The following is an 18181-nucleotide window of genomic DNA, read 5'->3' as shown; positions in this document are numbered from 1 at the left end:
GGAGCTCATGATCCCTTACGTGCTCGCCGCCGACATCGGAGGCACGAAGCTGGCCGCTGCCATGATCGGCACGGACGGCACGGTGCTCCGCCGCGTCGAGGCGCCCACCCCGGCCGCGCCTCCCGGCCAGGCCGCCGTGGTGAGCGCCGCTCTGACGGGCCTGATCCACCAGGTGGCCGGTGACGCCCCGCCCCTGGCGATCAGCGTCGCGTCGGCGGGGCCGCTCGACCTCCTCGCGGGCACGGTCAGCCCGGTCAACATCCCCGCCTGGCGGGAGTTCCCGATCCTCGCGCGGGCGTCCGAGGTCGTCCCCGGCGTGCCCGCCCATCTGGTCGGAGACGCCGTGGCGGCGGCCGCGGGAGAGTCCTGGCGCGGCGCCGGGCGGGGTGCGGCGTCCATGCTCGGCATCGTGGTCTCCACCGGCATCGGCGGCGGGCTCATCCTCGGCGGCGTGCCCTTCACCGGGCCGACCGGCAACGCCGGCCACATCGGGCACATCGTGGTGGATCCCGGCGGCGAACCCTGTCCCTGCGGCGGCGCCGGATGCGTGGAGACCATCGCCAGCGGCCCCTCGATGGTCCGCTGGGCCAGGGCCCGGGGATGGGCCGGCCCGGACGCGCGCGAGCTGGCCCGCGCGGCCCACGGCGGTGAGGCGGTCGCCGTGGCCGCCTTCGAGCGGGCGGCCGGCGCGCTCGCCGACGCGATCCTCTCGGTGGCCGCCATCTGCGACCTCGACCAGGCGGTGATCGGCGGCGGGGTGGCCGGCGCGGGCGAGGTGCTGTTCGCGCCGCTGCGCCGGGCCGTCGCCGACCGGGCGCGACTGGACTTCGTGCGGCGCCTGCGTGTCACGCCCGCCGCCCTGGGCGGGAACGGGGGCCTGGTCGGCGCGGCCCGCATGGCCCTGCTCAAGTGATCTTCCGCTGATCCGCTCGACGGCCCGGCGGGGCCGTGGGATGGCGGATCGACGGGCCGATCGCCGCCAATGAGGGGACCTTCGGCCCTGATCGGTGCCACCGGCGTCGGGCAATCTGGACCCATGACACTGGATTCGGCTGGGCTGCAGGTGCTGTCACGCGCCGAATGCCTCGCGTTGCTGGCCTCGGTCCCGGTCGGGCGCATCGTGTTCACCGACCGGGCGCTCCCGGCGGTCCAGCCCGTCGGCTTCGTCCTCGACGGCGAGGACGTCGTGATCCGGACCACCGCCGGTTCCAGGCTCGCCTTCGCCGCCAGGAACGCGGTGGTCGCGTTCGAGGCGGACGAGTTCGACGCGCGGATGAGCACGGGCTGGTCGGTCACCATGGTGGGGCACGCCCGAGCCGTCCAGGATCTGGCGGAGATCGAACGGCTGTCCCTGCTCCCTCTGACCCCGTGGGCGCCCGGCGCCCGGGAGCAGTTCATCGTCATGTGCCCCCAGGAGATCTCCGGACGCCGGATCCACGCCGAGACCCTCCTCAGATGAGCGCCTTGAGCTCCTCCAGCGCCTCGCGGAGATAGCCGGTGAGGCGGTGGAGGTCGGGCACCATGTCGCGGCAGGCGAGGAGCCCCACCGCGATCCGCCCGTTGTAGGAGAAGGCCGTGATGTTGAGCCCTCCGCTCGCGTCGGTGACGACCGAGACGGGGTACTGCGCGAGCAGCCGCCTGCCGCACACGTACAGCGGGATCTGCGGGCCGGGGATGTTGGAGATGATCATGTTGATCGGCGGCGAGGTCTGCGCGACGAGGCCGAAGGCGGCCCGGTCGGCCAGCCCGGTGAGCGCGGCGGGCATGCTCTCGCTCAGGTGCCGCAGCCAGGGGGCCGGGGCCAGGTTGAAGCGGTCCTTGATCCGCCGCATCGCCTGGTGCACGGCGTCCAGCCGCTCGCGCGGGTCGGCGACCTGCGTGTCCAGTGAAGTGATCATGAGGGTGACCTGGTTGCCCGGCCCGTCCATCCCCGCGTCGCGCAGCGAGAAGGGGATCCCCGCCACGAGCGGCTCGGCGGGGAGGGCGTCGTGCGCGATCAGCCAGCGCCGTACCGCCGTCGCCGCCAGCGTCATCACGACGTCGTTGACGGTGACGCCGAAGGCGTTCTTGACCTGTTTCACCTCGTCCAGCGAAAGATCGACGAACGCGAAGCGGCGGTGCGCGGACACCGGGCCGTTCAATGGGGTGCGGGGCACCGACAGCTTCGGCAGCTCGGGGATCTCCGGCCCGAGCCCCACCTGGCGGGCCAGCCAGCGGGTGGCCCGCGACACCGGAACCGCGCCGGGAAGCCGGGAGATGACGGGGATCTCGTCGAGGTAGGGCATGGCCCCGGCGAGGAACCTGAGCAGGTGGGCGGGGTTGGCCACCAGCCGCGCGGCGGTCCTGACCAGCATCTCCGCGGTCTCCGGGGCGAAGTCCGGCTCCACCGGCCGCTGGGGGACCCGGCGCTTCGGCCGGGGCTCCACGTCCATGAACGCGGCCAGCACGTCCGCTCCGCCTATGCCGTCGATCGCGGCGTGGTGCAGCTTGGTGTACAGCGCGGTACGGCCGCCCTTCACCCCGTGGATCAGGTACATCTCCCACAGCGGGTGGCGCCGGTCCAGCCGCCGCGAGTGCAGCCGGGCCACCTGGGCGGAGAGCTGCCGGTCGCTCCCGGGGGCCGGAAGGGCGAGCTCACGCACGTGGTAGTCGAGATCGAGCGTGTCGTCCTGGACCCAGTAGGGATGGTCGAGGCCGAACGGGACCGAGACGATCCTCTGCCGCAGCGGCGCGATCAGCGCGGCCCGCTCCCCGACCAGGCGGACGATGTCGTCCCGGCCGACCTCACCCTCGAGGATCGACAGGCCGGCGACGTTGGCGACGTTGGTCTCGGTCTCGAAGTTGAGGAACTGCGCGTCCAGCGCGCTCAGCTGACGCAAGGTCCACCTCCTCGATCCGAAGCGTACTGCCCACTACCTGCCCCCTTGCGTCCCGTACGACGCCCGGCGCTCAGGGGCGGAACCGATGGACGGAGATCAGGCCGGCGTAGGGGCCTGGCGGGCCGGTCGCCAGGCGCGCGGCCCCGTCGAGGGCCGAGCCCGCCGCCGGGCCCAGCCGCGCGCGCGGGACGCCGGCGGCCAGCCGTGTCCTGAGCGGGCCGAACACCTGCTCGCCCGCGGCGAAGACCCCTCCGGTGCAGGCCACGGGTACCTCGCCGGTGCCACGCAGGAAGGCCACGGCCGCGCCGATCGTGTCGGCCAGGTCGGCCGCGGCGTCCTCGACGATGGCCGAGGCGACCGGATCGCCCTCGGCGGCGCACGCGAGCACCCGGATCGCGAGCCGGGCCACGTCTTTGGTCAGGGTGGGCGAGGTGTAGAGGCGGGTGAGGTCCTCGTCGAGCGCGCCGGCGAGCGCGGTGGCCGGGCCACGACCGTCCCTGGCCCGCAGCGCGGCCACGAGCCCGGCCCGTCCGATCGCGAAGGCGCCCCCCGCGTCCCCGAAGAGGTAGCCCCACCCGTCGACCCGGTGCCAGGACCCGTCGGCGTCGACCGCCAGGCAGACCACCCCGGTGCCCGCGGCGAGGACCACGCCGTAGCCCTCCGGCAGCGCCCCGGCGTGGGAGGTCACCATGTCCCCGCACAACCGGACCTCCTCGGCCCCCAGCACCCGCGCCACCCCCGCGGCCAGCACGGGCGAGGTCCCGGCGTCCAGCGTGATGCCGGAGAGCCCGAGGCACGCCACCGCGACCCGCTCCCGGGCCGCCGCGTGCGCCGTCCCCTCCCCCGCCGCGTGCGCCGCCAGGCGTACGGACCGGATCACGGCCTCGACGCCGTCGGAGACGTGCACGTAGCCGGGACCGGTTCCGGTCCGGCCGTCCGGTAACCACCGCATCCGCAGCCCCGACTGGCCCCCGTCGACCGCCGCCCATCGCGTCACGCGACCCCACCTCGCTCGTGCCCGTCGCCGATATGCCGGTACGGCCCACGCCACCCGGAGGCGCGGGCCGTACCGTAGATCATGGGTCAAGGAGCGGGGACGGTGTCCACCCACCGGGTGGCGGCGGAGCGATACCCGTTGACCCGGTTCACGACCTCGTTGGGCGCCACGACCTCGTTCTTGGCGTGGTAGAACCAGTCGACCTGCTGGACGTAGGAGCGCTGTGTCGAGCTGCCGACCAGGCCGCCGCTGATGAACCACAAATTGAAGTTCACCGACTGCACGGTCTCGGGGTAGTAGATGTCACCGTGCTGGGCGAACAGGGCGCCGTCGATGTAGTACTTGATCTGGCCGCCGGAGACCTGCAGGACCAGGTTGTGCCAGCCGGCGTAGCTCGCCCTGACCTCGTTGTGGACGTTGACCGCCAGCCACGGCTCGTTGCGGTAGGTCTCCCACGAGGTGGCGTACATGATGTTGCCCGGCTCGCCCCAGCCGCCGTTCGGCAGGTACTCGAAGTCCTGCTCGCTGTAGTTGGGGTCGAGGTCGGCGGCCAGCGGGGTGATCGTGAAGAAGGTCTCCACGATGTTGTCGCCGTCCGGGCCGCTGACGGGGGCGTCGGAGAAGTTCACGCGCGCGGCGTAGGTGCCTTCGAGGAACTTGCGCTGGTGCAGGAACTCCGCCTGCTGCGTCCCCGCGCCGGTGCCGTCACTGACGGCCTTGAGCTGCAGCGCCTGGTTGCCCGTGCCGATCGAGGGGAAGCTGACGTTGCCCTTGGGCCAGCTCGCGCCGGGAACCCCCGGACCACCGGAGTTGGTGCGCACGGTCCACTTGTGCGCGGTGATGTTCGGGTCGTCGGAGTTGGTGTAGGCGAAGTCGTCGAAGACCACTCCGGCGTTGCCCCCGGGAGGCGGCGTGACGGTGGGGGTCGGTGAGGGAGAGGGCCCGCCTCCGGCCGGCGCGGTTCCCCAGACCAGGGCGCCGTTCCGATAGACGGTCACCTTGGTCCAGTCCCCGTACGTCGTGCGCGCGGGCCCGAAGGAGTGGTCGTCGCTCTGCGTGGTCGTCTGCCAGTCGGTCCGGTGGAAGCGCAGTTGCAGGTCGCCGGTGCGCGCCGCGGCCGCCAGGTTGCCGGAGGTGAAACCGACCTCCAGGTAGCGGTCGGCGCTGGCCGTGCCGGGGGAGATGGCGCCGAACGTGCCGGTCACCGTCGAGCAGGAGATCACGGCCCACGAGCAGGCGAAGCGGTACTGCTGCGAGGGCGAGTCGGCCTTGAAGTAGTAACGGATCTTCACTTCGCTCAGCGGCACCGCCGAGGGGCCGTCGTTCACCAGGTCGAACCACGGCTCCACCTGGTCGGCGGTGGCGCCGGTGGCGCTCGTCTTGTACTGGAGCCGCAGCGACTGCGCGGCCCCGGCCGGTCCCGCGGCGCTCACTCCGATCGTCGTCGCGAGCAGGGCGGACACCAGCCCGCCGAGTAACAGTCTTCTGGACGTTCTTGGTCGTCTCGTTTCGCTGGGCACTTTCGTTCCTTTCCTGGGCGGGTCCCACGAGGGAGGGGTCCTCGCGAGTGCGGCCTGGGTGGCGTCCGGGGGCCGCTACGGGATGAGCGGCCCCACGCGGACGCCTTGCGCGGTCAGCCGGGCGAGGTGCGGGTCGAGCCGCTGGAGGAAGTCCGGATAGTCACCCGGGGACCCCCAGGCCACCTCGGCGAAGGCGCAGAGCCGGGGGAAGGCCATGTACTCGACCTGCTCGGGCGTCGGCATGTACTCGGTCCAGATCTGGCACTGCACCCCCCGCACTCCGGGGTCCGGGGCGAAGCCGTAGGCGTCGGCCAGCGTGACCACCCCCGGCTGGGCGGGCGGCTGCCCCGGCGCGTCCGAGGGGTAGTAGTCCAGGTACGTCCGCGTGTGCGGGGCGAGGATGATGTCGGTCCTGTCCCGCCCGGCGTGCTCGTCACGCCACACCATGACGGTCGTGCCCGGAGTGGGCTCGCGGTCCGGCTCGTCCCAGCAGATGAGCTCGCGCCCGTGCCGCGACAGGTGCGAGGCCATCCGGCCGATGAACCATCCGCACGCCTGTGAGGGGCCGGACAGCCCGAGTTCCTCCAGCCGCCGTCGCGCGCGCGGGCTGTGCTCCCACTCGGCCGGCGGGCACTCGTCGCCGCCGACGTGGATGTACGGGCCGGGGAACAGCTCCACCACCTCGTCCAGGACGTCCTGGCAGAACCGGATGGTGGACTCCTCCAGGTTGAACACGTGCTCGCTGATCCCCCACTCGGACCAGACCTCCAGCCGGCGCGAGGGCTGGTTGCCCAGTTCGGGGTACGCGGCTATCGCGGCCTGGACGTGGCCGGGCATCTCGATCTCGGGGACGACGGTGACGAACCGCTCGCCGGCGTAGGCGACGATCTCGCGGATGTCCTCGCGCGAGTAGAACTCCGGGGTGCCGGTGGACCCGACGCGCCGGGCGCCGACCTCGGTGAGGCGGGGGTAGCGCTCGATCTCCAGCCGCCAGCCCTGGTCGTCGGTCAGGTGCAGGTGCAGGATGTTGAGCTTGTGCTCGGCGAGCAGGTCGATCAGGCGCAACACGAACGCCTTGGGCATGAAGTGGCGGGCCACGTCGAGCATGACGCCGCGCCAGCCGAAGCGTGGCCTGTCCTCGATCGTCCCGTACGGCACGGCGGCGCCGAACTGGGCCAGGGTCTGCAGGCCGTAGAACCGGCCGGCGCCGCCTCCGGCGGTGAGCCGGATGCCCGACGGGCCGACGTCCAGGCGGTATCCCTCCTCTCCCAGGGAGTCGTCCTGCGGCGCGAGCCGTACAAGATCTGGGTGGAAAGCGACGGAGCCCCCGAGGACGGCCAGCTCACGCGGCCGCGGAATGATCACGTGGTCTCTTCCTTTCACAGCTTCACAGCTTCACAGCGAGGGTGGTGGACGGGCGGGAAGAAGGCAGGGCGGGACCGGCGGCCGGCGGCCGCCGTGGTCACAGGCACGGGTCAGCCCTTGACGGCGCCGGCGATCATGCCGGAGGTGACCCTGCGCTGTAGTACGAGGAAGATCAGCAGTACGGGGAGCATGAAGAGGGCGGCGGCGGCCATCGTGGCGCCCCAGTCGGTGCCGAAGATGTTGCTGAAGGACGACAGCCATACCGGAAGGGTCCGGTCGTCCTGGTTCTTGATGATCAGCGCGTTGGCGAAGGCGAACTCGTTCCACGCGGTGATGAAGCCGAACAGCGAGGTGGACATCAGGCCGGGGGCGAGCAGGGGCAGGACGACCCGGCGGAAGGCGACCGTGCGGCCGGCGCCGTCCATCATGGCGGCCTCCTCCAGTTCCGGCGGGATCGCCGCCAGGAAGCCGCGCAGGGTCACGATCGTGAACGGCAGCGTGCACATGAAGTACAGCAGGGACAGCATGGAGAGCCGGTCGAGCATGCCGGTGTCGCGGGCGATGATGAACATGGAGATCAGCAGCGCCTCCCAGGGCGCCATCTGGGCGATGAAGACCATGAGGATGAACGCCCGCCGGCCGCGCCAGCGCATCCGCGCGACCGCGAACGCCGCCAGCAGCGCCACCACGAGCGAGAGCAGGACCGCGGAGACGGTGACGAGGAGGCTGTTGCGCCAGAACATCCAGAAGCCGTCGGCGTCCACGGCGGTGGCGAAGTGCTCCAGCGTGGGGTGGGCGGGCCAGAAGCTGGGCGTGTCCGCCTGGATGTCCGCGGTCGGGGTGAACGCGGTGACGACCATCCAGTACACGGGGAAGACCGACACGACCAGGACCGCGACCGCCGCCAGGTTCAGGGCCGCCCGGCGGGACGCGCGGCGGAGCACCGGGCGGGACCCGGCCCTGGCGCGGGCGGGCGGTCCGAGAGCGGTCACAGCGCCTCTCCTTCGTGCTTGAGCATCCGGCGCAGATGGGTGATCAGGGCGGCGAGCAGGATGAGCACGGTCAGCGTGGAGATGGCCGAGCCGAGGTCGTACTTGTGCAGCGACTGGGCCACCTGGAAGGCGTAGATGGGCAGGGTCGTGGTGGCCCCGTCGGGGCCTCCCTTGCTGATCGCCCAGATCTGGGCGAAGCACTTGAACACCCAGATCACCTCCAGGGAGGTGATCAGCCCGAACAGGGGGCGCAGGATGGGGAAGGTGATGGTGCGGAAGATCTGCGAACCGCTCGCCCCGTCGATGCGGGCCGACTCGTCCAGTTCGGCGGGGATCGTGGTGAGGCCCGCGTACAGGGTGAGGGCGGCGAACGGGACCGACTGCCAGACCACGAGCATGACCAGGATCGCGAACGTCGACGTGCCGCCGGCGAACCAGGTGTAGTCCTCGAACGAGTCGAGTCCGAGCCTGACCAGCAGCCAGTTGACCACCCCCAGCCGTGACTGGAACAGCCACTGGAAGATCGTGGTGGCGGCCAGGACGGGCGTCGCCCAGGTGAGCACCAGCGCGCTCATCACGGCCAGCCGCATCCGCTTCCCCAGCCGCGCGATCATCAGGGCCGCCAGCGTGGAGATCACCATGATCAGCACGACGTTGACGGAGGTCCAGATAAGGGTGCGGCGCACCACCGACCAGAACTCCTCGCTGCCGAGGACCTCCTGGTAGTTGTCCAGCCCGACGAACGCCGCCCCGCCTCTGATCAGCTCTCCTGTCCTGAAGTGCTGGAAGGAGATCACCACGCTGCGCGTCACCGGGTACAGCAGCAGGAAGGCGGTCCCCGCGACCGTCGGAGCGATCAGGAGGTACGGCCACCACCCGGCCGCCCGCCGCGCCCACGACCCGCCCCTTCCCGATGCCTCCGGAGCCGGGGAGCCCTCCGGCCGCCCGGGGGTCTCGCGACCGGTGGAGGGCGCGGGGAGGTCGCGGGGATCTCCGGCCGGGCGGGCGGGCGGCCCCGGCACGCCCTTGCCGCGGCCGCGCCGTGGCGCGGGGAGCGGGGGTGAGACGGACAAGACACTCCTCGGTCGATGGGTGACGCCGTACCCCGGCGCTTGGGACCTGCCGATGCCATGCGCTCGGAGGCTCAGGGCGTGGTGTTCAGGATGGTGGTGATGACCTGCGGGGAAGCCGGTCTCCCGGAGGATCAGGACGTGGTGTTGAGGATGGTGGTGATGACCTGCGAGGCCGCGGCGGCCTCCGTGGCCGGGTCTCCGCCGGTGAGCGCCTTGGTCATGTACTCCTTGATGACGTTCTTGGCCTCGACCGCCGCCCAGTTGGGCGAGTTGGGCGTCGCATGGCCGTTCGCGGCTCCGGCGGCCATCGCCGCGGTGCCCTCGTCGCCGTCGAGCGCAATCCCCAGAGAGACGCGGTTCGGCACGTAGCTCATCTCCTTGGCCATGTCCCGCTGGAACGTCTCCCCGGCGAGCGCCTTGACGACCTCGTAGGCGGCCTCCTGGTTCTTCGACCCCTCAGGGATGATCAGATCCGAGCCGCCGGTGAACACCGCGCCCGGCTTGTCGGCCGTCTTCCCAGGGATCGGGAAGAATCCGAGCTTCCCGGCCAGCTTGGGGTTGGCCTTCTCGATCGCGACCGCGCCCCCGGGGGTGGAGATGAGCTGCGCGACGTCGCCCTTGGCGAACACGTTCGCCTGCGGGGGCTTGCTCTCGTCGGCGTCCTTCGGACCCTCGCCGAGGGCCTGGAGGCGCTTGTAGAACTCCATGCCGGTCAGCGCCTGCGGGGTGTCGAGCGTGCCCTTCCACGCGGCGCCGTCCTTGACCGCCAGGTCGCCGCCCTCGTCCCAGATGAACCCGGCCAGGGTGTACCAGTTCTGTCCCGCCAGGTAGATGCCCTGGTCACCGCCCTTGTTGAGCTTGGCGGTCGCGGCGAGCCACTCCTCACGCGTCTTGGGCGGCGCGCTGATGCCGGCCTTGGCGAACAGGTCCTTGTTGTAGATCACGACGCGGTTGGCCGCGTACCACGGGATGCCGTACTGGCGCCCGTCGATCTTGCCGGGCTCGGCGAGGCCGGGAAGCCAGTCGGTGCCGCCGAGGTCGGCGACCTTGTCGCTGAGGTCCTTCACGCCGCCGCTGGCGGCGTACTCGGCGACCTGGGTGTTGCCCACCTCGATCACATCTGGGGCGTCGTTGCTGGCCAGGCCGCTGGTCACCTTCTGGCCGATGCCATCCCATTCCTGGATCTGGATGTCGAGGGTGATCTTTGGATGGGTCCGCCGGAATTCAGTGGTGAAGCGGTCGAGGATCGCGTCGGAGAAGCTGTCCCGCATCACCCAGACAGTGAGCTCGGCAGGGGCCGCGCCGGCTTCCGTAGAGCCCGCGGAGCCGGTGGACGGGGAGGGGGAACCGCACGCGGTCAGGCCGGCGGCGAGCGCCACGACTCCTGTCGCGGCGAGAAGGCGATACCTCACGGGGATCTCCCATTGGTCAGATATTGGTAAGCAATTCCGCCCGATGGGGATAGAGTGGTCTTAACCAGTTGGCGCGTCAAGACCCCTTTTTGCGATATATACCGGCAAGGCATTCACGATTGGTAAGACGCTGGTAAGGTCACCGGTGTGACTCTGAACATGCGAGCCGGGCTCAAGCGTGATCGGGTGCGTGACTTCCTTCTCGACTTCATCGCCGACAAGCGGCCGGGTGAGGCCATCCCGTCCGAGCGTGACCTGTGCAAGGAGCTCGGGGTGTCCCGCCCCACCCTGCGAGCGGCGATAGACGATCTGGTCAGGTCGGGCCTGCTGGTCCGCGAGCACGGGCGCGGCACCTTCACCGGGCCGCACAGGGTCACCCAGGCACTGGCGGCGACGCCCAGCGGCTCCTTCTACGCCCCGCCCGCCGAGGGCCACTGGCTGAGCCGGATCCTGGAGTTCGGCCTCGCCCCGGCCGGCCCGCAGCTCGCCACCCGGCTCCAGCTCTCCCCCGCCGACCCGGTCCTGCGCGTGGTGCGGCTGCGTATCGTGGACGACGAGCCGATGGCCATCGAGCGCATCCAGCTTCCCGGCGCGCTGGTCGAGGGCCTGGTGCCCGCCGACATGGAGTCGGGGTCGTTCTACCGGCTGCTGCGCGAGAGGTTCGGCGTCGACGTGCGCAGCGCCGTGCAGACCATCGAGGCGACCGTCACCGACGAGACCGAGGCCGAGTTGCTGCACGTGCCACAGCACTTCCCGGCCCTCGGCGTGGAACGCACCACCCGCGACGCCGACGGCAGGATCGTCGAGTTCGTCCGCTCCATCTACCGAGGCGACCGCTACCGCGTCACCTCCGAACTCCACTTCGACGCCAACTCCGGCTGAGCCGCAGGGGCGTGAAAAATAACATCGCAGATCGGCAACGGACCAGAAACAATTTTCACCGTCCTCGTTGACATGATCCGGAACATGGTGTGACTTCGCTGATAAGGGTGCAGAACACCGACCTGGAGGTTGGTCATCAGCATGTTCAAAGGTGGGAAGCGCTTCGCGGCGCTGGGCCTGGCCCTGGTGCTCGCGGGCACCGCGACTCCGGCACAGGCCGTGCAGGAGCCGCAATCAGGCAAGAAGATCGTCCGGCTCGGCGTGACGCAGAGCATGGACTCGATGAACCCGTTCCTGGCACTTCGTCTGGTGTCGACCTCGATCCACCGCTGGATGTACGGCTACCTCACGGTGCCGGACCCGAAGACCCTCCAGCCGAGCCCTGACCTGGCCGAGTCGTGGGAGACCTCCAAGGACAAGCTCACCTGGACCTTCAAGATCCGTGAAGCCAAGTGGTCGGACGGGCAGCCGGTCACCGCACGCGACGCGGCCTGGACGTTCAACAAGATCATGACCGACGACGCGGCCAAGACCGCCAACGGCAGCGCCGTCGAGAACTTCGACACCGTGACCGCCACCGACGACCGCACCTTGGTCATCAAGACCAAGAAGCCCCAGGCGTCGATGCTGGAGAACCCGATCCCGATCATGCCCGAGCACGTCTGGAAGGACGTCCCGGACATCGGCACGTTCGAGAACGACAAGTACCCCGTCGTCGGCAACGGGCCCTACATCGCCGTGCAGCACAAGAAGGACGGCTACGTCCGGCTGCGGGCCAACCCCGGTTACTGGCGCGGCGCCCCCAAGATCGACGAGCTGGACGTCATCTTCTACACGAACCCGGAGGCGGCCAACGCCGGGCTGAAGAAGGGCGACATCGACCTGATCGGCCGCCTGCAGGCCCCCCAGTACGAGGCCCTCGGCGGGGACCCGAACATCGTGCAGTGGAACACCCAGGGCAGACGCTCGGCGTACCTGCAGCTCAACCCGGGCGCGGCGACGGCCGACGGCGAGCCGGTCGGAGACGGGCACCCCGCGCTGAAGGATCCGAAGGTGCGGCAGGCGATCCACCACGCCATCGACAAGAAGGCCCTCGTCCAGCAGGTGCAGAACGGGCTCGCCGTTCCCGCCGACGGGTCGATCGTGCCTCCGATGTACCCGGAGTTCTTCTGGAAGGCCGAAGGCGCCGACCTCGTCACCTACGACGCCGCCAAGGCCAACGAGATCCTCGACCAGGCCGGGTACAAGAAGGGCGGCGACGGGATCCGGACGATGCCCGACGGAAAGCGCAAGCTGGAGATGCGCTTCAGCATCCACACCGACACCCCGACCGAGGACAAGCTGGCGCAGTTCCTCACCGGCTGGCTCAAGGACATCGGCATCCAGCTCACCACCCGCAAGCTCGACTCCAACAAGTTCACCGAGGAGACCGGCAGCACGGGGCTCTACGACATCGCGATCAGCGGCTGGTCGGTCAACCCGGACCCGGAAGAGGTCCTGGCCACCCACCTGTGCAGCCGCCGTCCCACGGCGAGCGGCGAGGGCGGCGGCACCGAGTCGTTCTACTGTGACAAGGAGTACGAGGGGCTCTACCAGCGGCAGCTCAGCGAACTCGACCGCGCGGAACGGGCGGAGATCATCAAGCAGATGCAGAAGCGGCTGTACACCGACGCGCCGGTGATCGCCCTGTACTACCCGAACAACCTGGAGGCGTACCGCAAGGACCGGATCACCAGCATCACCCCCATCCCCGAGAACAAGGGGATCCTGTACGGCGGCAGCGGCTACTGGCCCGTCTACTCGCTGCAGGCGGTCGCGACCCCGGCCGGCTCCGCGGCCGGCGGCTCCGGTACCGGCACCACCATCGCCGTCGTGGCGGGCGTCGTGGTGCTCCTCGGAGCGGGCGGCCTGTTCCTCGCGCGGCGCCGGCGCGCTTCGGCGTACGAGCGCGAGTAGCCGTCCGTGGCCGCACCTCTCGGAACACCGCTCGACAGCGATCCCGTCGCCGGACCGGCGGCGGGACCCGAGGCGGAGCAGCACGCCAGCAGGGGCGGCGTGCTGCGGTACGCCCTCGCCAAGCTCGGCGGGGCGGCGCTGAGCATCGCCATGGTGATCGTCGCGACGTTCTTCCTCTTCCGCCTGGTTCCCGGCGATCCCACGATCGCCTACACGCGCGACGTGCCGATCACCCCGGAGCAACTGGACCTGCTCCGCCGCCAGATGGGACTCGACCGGCCCCTGCCACAGCAGTTCATCGACTTCGTGCTGAAGACGCTTCGGCTGGACCTCGGCACCTCCTACGAGTACAAGCGCCCGGTGGCCGAGCTCATCGGCGAGCGGGTGGGTCCGACACTGCTGCTCGCCGGGGTCGGGCTCGTCGTCGCGGTCAGCCTGGGGCTGTGGCAGGGCACCCGGGCGGCGTGGCACCACGGAGGGCGGCTCGACCGCGTCTCCACCGGCATCTCGCTCGTGCTGTGGTCGGTGCCGACCTTCTGGCTGGGCCTGCTGCTGCTCATGGTGTTCGCGGCCGGAGTCGGGCCGGTCCCTGGCATCTTCCCCACCCGCGGCATGGAGGGGGTCGACGCGCCGGACGGACCGGCCTACCTGTTCCACGTCGCCCAGCACCTAGCGCTCCCCTGTCTCACGCTGGTCGCCGTGGTCTACGCGCAGTACCTGCTGGTCATGCGCTCCTCGCTGCTGGAGGAGATCGGCCAGGACTACGTGACCACCGCACGGGCCAAGGGCCTGCGGGACGACGAGGTACGGCGGCGCCACGCGGTGCCGAACGCGCTGCTGCCGACGGTGACGCTGGTCTTCATGCACATCGGGTTCGTGGTCGCCGGGGCGGTGTCGGTTGAGACCGTCTACTCCTGGCCGGGGCTCGGCCTGCTGTTCTACAAGGCCATCCAGGGGCCGGACTTCGCCGTCATGCAGGGCACCTTCATGGTGCTGTGCGTGGCGGTGATCGTCATGAACACCCTCGCCGACGTCGCCTACCACTTCCTCGACCCAAGGGTCAGGTCCACATGAACCAGTTCACCTGGAGCCGCCGGCGCACGGCCCTCTCGCGGTTCTGGACGGAGTTCCGCCGTCACCGGGCGGGGCTGCTCGGCGCGGTGGTCCTCCTGGTCGCCGTGGCGCTCGCCGTGATGACGCCGTTCGTCAGCGACCCCGCCGACCTGGACGTCACCAGGGCGACCGGGGACAAGATGGCGCCCCCGGACCTGTCGTTCCCGCTCGGCACGGACGAGTCAGGCCGGTCCATCCTGGTGATGCTCCTGTGGGGCTCCCGCGTCTCCTTGCTCATCGGCTTCATGTCGGCACTGCTGAGCATGGTGATCGGCACGATGATCGGGGTCCTGGCCGGCCACTTCCGCGGCTGGCTCTCCGCGGTGCTGATGCGGATCACCGACTGGTTCCTCGTCCTCCCGACGCTGGTGCTGGCGCTCGTGCTCGCGGCCGTCCTCGGCGGCGGGTCGTCCACGCTCATCCTGGCGATCGGCGTGACCTCGTGGGCGTCCACCGCACGGCTCATCAGGGCCCAGACGCTGGCCGTCGAGGCACGCCCGTACATCGAGCGCTCCAAGGTGCTCGGCGCCGGGCACTGGCACATCATGACCCGGCACGTTCTTCCGAGCGTGGCGCCGCTTGTGCTGGCCAACACCACGCTCATGGTCGGCACCGCCATCGTGCTGGAGTCCACCCTGGCCTTCCTCGGCGCGGGCTCGGGGCAGGTGTCCTGGGGCGGCATGCTGCGCGGCTCGTACGACTGGGGCGCGGCCACCTCCGGCGCGTGGTGGTACATCCTGACCCCCGGCTTCTGCATCGTCGCCGTCGTCATGGCGTTCACGCTGTGCGGCCGGGCGCTGGAGGCCGTACTGAACCCGCGCCTCAGGGAAGCGGGAAGGTGACCGTCCCCGTGGGCGGCGAGATGACCGTGCCCAGGACGACCAGGCAGGAAGGTGACCGTGCCCCAGGGAGCGAGAACGTGACGATGCTGGAACTCCGCGACCTCACGGTGACGTACCGGATCGCGGCGGGCGAGGTGCCGGCCGTACGTGGAGTCTCGCTCGCCCTCGCCAGAGGGGAGGCGCTGGGGATCGCGGGCGAGTCGGGGTCGGGCAAGTCGACGCTGGCGATGGCCCTGCTGCGGCTGCTCCCCCGGGACGCCCGGGTGTCAGGGGAGATCCTGCTGGACGGCGAGGACGTGCTCACCATGCCATGGGGACGGTTGCGCGCGGTCAGGTGGGCGTCGGCCTCGATCGTCTTCCAGGGGGCGCACCACGCTCTCAACCCGGTCCACCGGATCGGCGACCAGATCGCCGAACCGCTGCTGGTCCACGGCCTGGCCTCCCCCGCGGAGTCCCGGCGGAAGGTCGCCGAGCTGCTGGAGCAGGTCGGCCTGCCGGCCTGGCGTGGCCGCAGCTACTCGCACGAGCTGTCCGGCGGCCAGCGGCAGCGCGTGATGATCGCCATGGCGCTGGCCTGTGAACCGCACCTGATCGTCGCGGACGAGCCGACGACGGCGCTGGACGTGATGATCCAGGCCCAGGTGCTGGAGCTGATCCGCTCGCTGATCGCGCGCCGGGGGCTGAGCCTGATCATGATCTCCCATGATCTGTCGGTGCTGGCGGCGACCTGTGAGCGGCTGGCGGTGATGTACGCGGGCCGCGTCGTGGAGACGGGCCCGTCGGGGGCGGTCTTCGGCGACGCGCGGCATCCTTACAGCCGTGCGCTGGCCGACGCCTTCCCCCTCGTGGGCGACCCCGCCTCGCGCCGGGCGCCACGGGGCCTGGGCGGCGATCCGCCCGATCCGATGGACCTGCCCTCGGGCTGCTCCTTCCATCCCCGCTGCCCGGCCGCCCTCCCCGAGTGCTCCACCGCCGCCGTGGAACTGTGGCCGACCACCGACCCCCGCCACACCGCCGCCTGCGTCCTCGTCCACCCGGAGACGACGCCGCGCCTTCCCCACGGCGGGGCCGCGGAAGATCCTGGGAGCGGCGGCGCTCCCCCACAGCAAGAGCCGGCACCGCACGCCCCCGGCACCCCCGCGTCCACGACCGTACGGCCGGAGGTGGCGCCGTGACGCTCCTGGAAGCCCGTGACCTGCGCGTGGAATTCGCCTCACGGGGGCGGCGCGCCCGTGCGGTCGACGGCGTGAACCTCGCGATCGGAGCAGGGGAGATCGTCGCGCTGGTCGGCGAGTCCGGCTGTGGGAAGACGACGCTCGCCCGCACGCTGCTCGGGCTGGAGCGTCCCGTGTCGGGTTCGGTGGTGTACGGCGGGGCGCCGCTGGACTACTCGTCGCGCGCGCTCAAGGCGTACCGGCGGGAAGTACAGCTCGTGCTCCAGGACCCCACGGGATCGCTCAACCCCCGGCACAACGTGTACGAGGCGGTGGCCGAGGGCCCGCGTATCCATGGGCTGACGGACGAACGGGAAAGGGTGCTCTCGGCGCTGTCCCGAGCCGGGCTCCGCCCGCCCGAGCGGTTCCTGCTCACCTATCCGCACGAGCTGTCCGGCGGCCAGCGGCAACGGGTCGTCATCGCCGGAGCGCTCGCGCTCGATCCCCGCCTGCTGGTCGCGGACGAGCCGGTGGCGTCGCTGGACGCCTCGGTGCGCGGCGAGATCCTCGCACTGCTGATGCGGCTGCGCGACGAGCTGGGCCTGTCGGCTCTGGTGGTCACCCACGATCTCGGGCTCGCGTGGAACATCGCCGACCGGGTCGCCGTGATGTACCTCGGCAGGATCGTCGAGACCGGACCGGTCGAACAGGTGCTGACCTCCCCCTCCCACCCCTACACCCAGGCGCTGCTGTCCGTGCTCCCCGAGTCCCCGGCTCCGGTGGTGCTGGCGGGTGAGCCGCCGGATCCGACGCGGATACCGGGGGGCTGCCGGTTCCACCCGCGCTGCCAGGTCCTCGCCTCGGGGGACGCCGCCCGAGCCGGGGTCGACCACGCCTGCCGGTCCGAGCCGCTGGCCGTGCTCTCCGCCTCGGGCGGGTCCCAGGTGGCGTGCCATTACGCGGGTGTGCGGGAGTCGCTGCCCTGAGCTCCCCAGTGGTATTGCTCGATGCCGCCGAATATGTGCCAATGTCGTGGTGGACATCCCCCTTCCACCGGGCATGGAGGGCGAAGGGGTCTCGAATGGAGTGATCGCGTGCGGGAGACGAGCCCTTCGGTAATCCGGAAGCGCGTCGAAGAAATATGGAAGGACGTGCTCGACGTCTCTCCGGACGAGATGGACGCCACGTTCTCCGAGCTGGGCGGGCGCGGGATGTCGGCTCTCCGGATCGTCGCCCGCATCGAAAGCGAACTCGGCATCGAAGTCGACCCGGCCGCCCTGTTCGACCACCCTCACCTCCCCACCTTCGTCCACCACGTCATAACAAAAGCCCAAAACCCCCCCAAACCCCACTAACCCACACCAGCGACTCCCCTCCGCAACCCTCCCGAAGACGCCCCCCGCTGTCCAACTCTGCTCTCGTCCTCAGGACGGCGGCTCTCTCGCTGCTGACGTACGGGAACGTTGCCGGCTCAGGGCGGTGGGGCGTGGGACGGCGAAGGAGGCGCTGTACGGCGTGGGACCCGGTGAACGTTCGGTGGAGGCATCTCCTTTCAGGCCGGACCCCAGGTCCCTCTTCTTTCCCGCCGCTCTGTTCTCGGCTCTGCCTCCCCCGCCGCTGAAGCACGGCTCTGTTCTCGGCTCTGCCTCCCCCGCCGCTGAAGTACCGCTCTGTTCTCGGCTCCGCCTTCCCTCGCCGCTGAAGTACGGCTCCACCTCCCCGCGCCGCTGAAGTACGGCTCCGTGTTCGGCTTCGCCTCCCGCTGGTGCTGGTGGGTGGCTCTGTTCTTCGGCGCCGGGCGGTGGGGTGTGGTGCGGCGAAGGCGGCGCCGTCGTGCGGCGGGGACCCGGTAGGTGGGACGGCGCGCACCCCGTCGGCCCCATCGTCCTCGGGCGATGGTCCGTCGCCCGGAGTGTCCAACATCCGGTTGGCAGGAAGCTGCTATCGGTGTGCAACTTGCTGACTTGGAATTGTCTGGTCCGAGGGCTGTGAATCG

The 18181-nt window shown here is 70.6% G+C and carries 16 protein-coding genes; 9 read left to right on the top strand and 7 right to left on the bottom strand.

The window, feature by feature from the left end; translation table 11 throughout:
* Window positions 1-7 precede the first annotated feature (7 nt).
* Together ABD810_RS07110 and ABD810_RS07105 are read left to right on the top strand one after the other, a co-directional pair.
* Window positions 8-913, top strand: coding sequence for an ROK family protein (locus tag ABD810_RS07110; protein WP_344935840.1), 906 nt, complete (start codon window positions 8-10; stop codon window positions 911-913).
* A gap of 123 nt (window positions 914-1036) precedes the next feature.
* Entirely contained in the window at window positions 1037-1459 is a 423-nt protein-coding gene (locus tag ABD810_RS07105; protein WP_344935838.1) for a pyridoxamine 5'-phosphate oxidase family protein, read from the top strand.
* On the opposite strand, the gene ABD810_RS07100 is transcribed toward ABD810_RS07105, so the two are convergent.
* From ABD810_RS07100 to ABD810_RS07070, 7 genes are all read right to left on the bottom strand, one after another.
* The gene (locus ABD810_RS07100; protein ID WP_344935835.1) at window positions 1452-2879 is read right to left on the bottom strand and encodes a WS/DGAT/MGAT family O-acyltransferase; all 1428 of its coding nucleotides are present in this window, start codon (window positions 2877-2879) and stop codon (window positions 1452-1454) included. The two genes, ABD810_RS07105 and ABD810_RS07100, sit on opposite strands and share 8 nt — an antisense overlap.
* A gap of 70 nt (window positions 2880-2949) precedes the next feature.
* Window positions 2950-3876, bottom strand: coding sequence for an N-acetylglucosamine kinase (locus tag ABD810_RS07095; protein ID WP_344935833.1), 927 nt, complete (start codon window positions 3874-3876; stop codon window positions 2950-2952).
* 86 nt (window positions 3877-3962) lie between these two features.
* Entirely contained in the window at window positions 3963-5396 is a 1434-nt protein-coding gene (locus ABD810_RS07090; protein WP_344935831.1) for a cellulose binding domain-containing protein, read from the bottom strand.
* 75 nt (window positions 5397-5471) lie between these two features.
* Window positions 5472-6761, bottom strand: a complete 1290-nt coding sequence (locus tag ABD810_RS07085; RefSeq protein ID WP_344935828.1) for a beta-N-acetylhexosaminidase — start codon at window positions 6759-6761, stop codon at window positions 5472-5474.
* A gap of 110 nt (window positions 6762-6871) precedes the next feature.
* Window positions 6872-7753 (bottom strand): carbohydrate ABC transporter permease, encoded by an 882-nt coding sequence (locus tag ABD810_RS07080; protein ID WP_344935826.1) that lies wholly within the window; start codon window positions 7751-7753, stop codon window positions 6872-6874.
* Entirely contained in the window at window positions 7750-8826 is a 1077-nt protein-coding gene (locus tag ABD810_RS07075) for a carbohydrate ABC transporter permease (protein WP_344935824.1), read from the bottom strand. Before ABD810_RS07075 ends, ABD810_RS07080 begins: the two co-directional genes overlap by 4 nt.
* Window positions 8827-8957: 131 nt before the next feature.
* The gene (locus ABD810_RS07070; protein WP_344935822.1) at window positions 8958-10238 is read right to left on the bottom strand and encodes an extracellular solute-binding protein; all 1281 of its coding nucleotides are present in this window, start codon (window positions 10236-10238) and stop codon (window positions 8958-8960) included.
* Window positions 10239-10385: 147 nt separating this feature from the next.
* Between ABD810_RS07070 and ABD810_RS07065 the strand changes: the two genes are divergently transcribed.
* From ABD810_RS07065 to ABD810_RS07035, 7 genes are all read left to right on the top strand, one after another.
* Window positions 10386-11120 (top strand): GntR family transcriptional regulator, encoded by a 735-nt coding sequence (locus tag ABD810_RS07065; protein WP_344935818.1) that lies wholly within the window; start codon window positions 10386-10388, stop codon window positions 11118-11120.
* 141 nt (window positions 11121-11261) lie between these two features.
* On the top strand, window positions 11262-13076 hold the full coding sequence (locus ABD810_RS07060) for an ABC transporter substrate-binding protein (protein WP_344935816.1): 1815 nt from the start codon (window positions 11262-11264) through the stop codon (window positions 13074-13076).
* Window positions 13077-13082: 6 nt separating this feature from the next.
* Window positions 13083-14150, top strand: coding sequence for an ABC transporter permease (locus ABD810_RS07055; protein ID WP_344935814.1), 1068 nt, complete (start codon window positions 13083-13085; stop codon window positions 14148-14150).
* Window positions 14147-15031, top strand: a complete 885-nt coding sequence (locus tag ABD810_RS07050; RefSeq protein ID WP_344935811.1) for an ABC transporter permease — start codon at window positions 14147-14149, stop codon at window positions 15029-15031. The genes ABD810_RS07055 and ABD810_RS07050 overlap by 4 nt, the downstream gene beginning before the upstream one ends.
* Before the next feature lie 83 nt (window positions 15032-15114).
* Window positions 15115-16206: an ABC transporter ATP-binding protein gene (locus ABD810_RS07045; RefSeq protein ID WP_344937532.1), complete on the top strand. Its 1092-nt coding sequence runs from the start codon at window positions 15115-15117 to the stop codon at window positions 16204-16206.
* Entirely contained in the window at window positions 16203-17171 is a 969-nt protein-coding gene (locus tag ABD810_RS07040; protein WP_344935808.1) for an ABC transporter ATP-binding protein, read from the top strand. The genes ABD810_RS07045 and ABD810_RS07040 overlap by 4 nt, the downstream gene beginning before the upstream one ends.
* Before the next feature lie 108 nt (window positions 17172-17279).
* On the top strand, window positions 17280-17540 hold the full coding sequence (locus tag ABD810_RS07035; RefSeq protein ID WP_344935805.1) for a phosphopantetheine-binding protein: 261 nt from the start codon (window positions 17280-17282) through the stop codon (window positions 17538-17540).
* The last annotated feature ends 641 nt before the right edge of the window (window positions 17541-18181 follow it).

It is taken from the genome of Sphaerisporangium flaviroseum (assembly GCF_039537005.1).
In the GTDB taxonomy this organism is placed as follows: domain Bacteria; phylum Actinomycetota; class Actinomycetes; order Streptosporangiales; family Streptosporangiaceae; genus Sphaerisporangium; species Sphaerisporangium flaviroseum.
The sequence above is the reverse complement of the archived record's forward strand: the minus strand, read 5'-3'. Positions and strand labels throughout refer to the sequence as shown.

Excerpts from the sequence above, each read along its gene's own strand:
- ABD810_RS07110 (WP_344935840.1), top strand. The coding sequence starts at position 8 with ATGATCCCTTACGTGCTCGCCGCCGACATCGGAGGCACGAAGCTGGCC.
- ABD810_RS07105 (WP_344935838.1), top strand. The coding sequence starts at position 1,037 with ATGACACTGGATTCGGCTGGGCTGCAGGTGCTGTCACGCGCCGAATGC.
- ABD810_RS07060 (WP_344935816.1), top strand. The coding sequence starts at position 11,262 with ATGTTCAAAGGTGGGAAGCGCTTCGCGGCGCTGGGCCTGGCCCTGGTG.
- ABD810_RS07050 (WP_344935811.1), top strand. The coding sequence starts at position 14,147 with ATGAACCAGTTCACCTGGAGCCGCCGGCGCACGGCCCTCTCGCGGTTC.
- ABD810_RS07045 (WP_344937532.1), top strand. The coding sequence starts at position 15,115 with ATGCTGGAACTCCGCGACCTCACGGTGACGTACCGGATCGCGGCGGGC.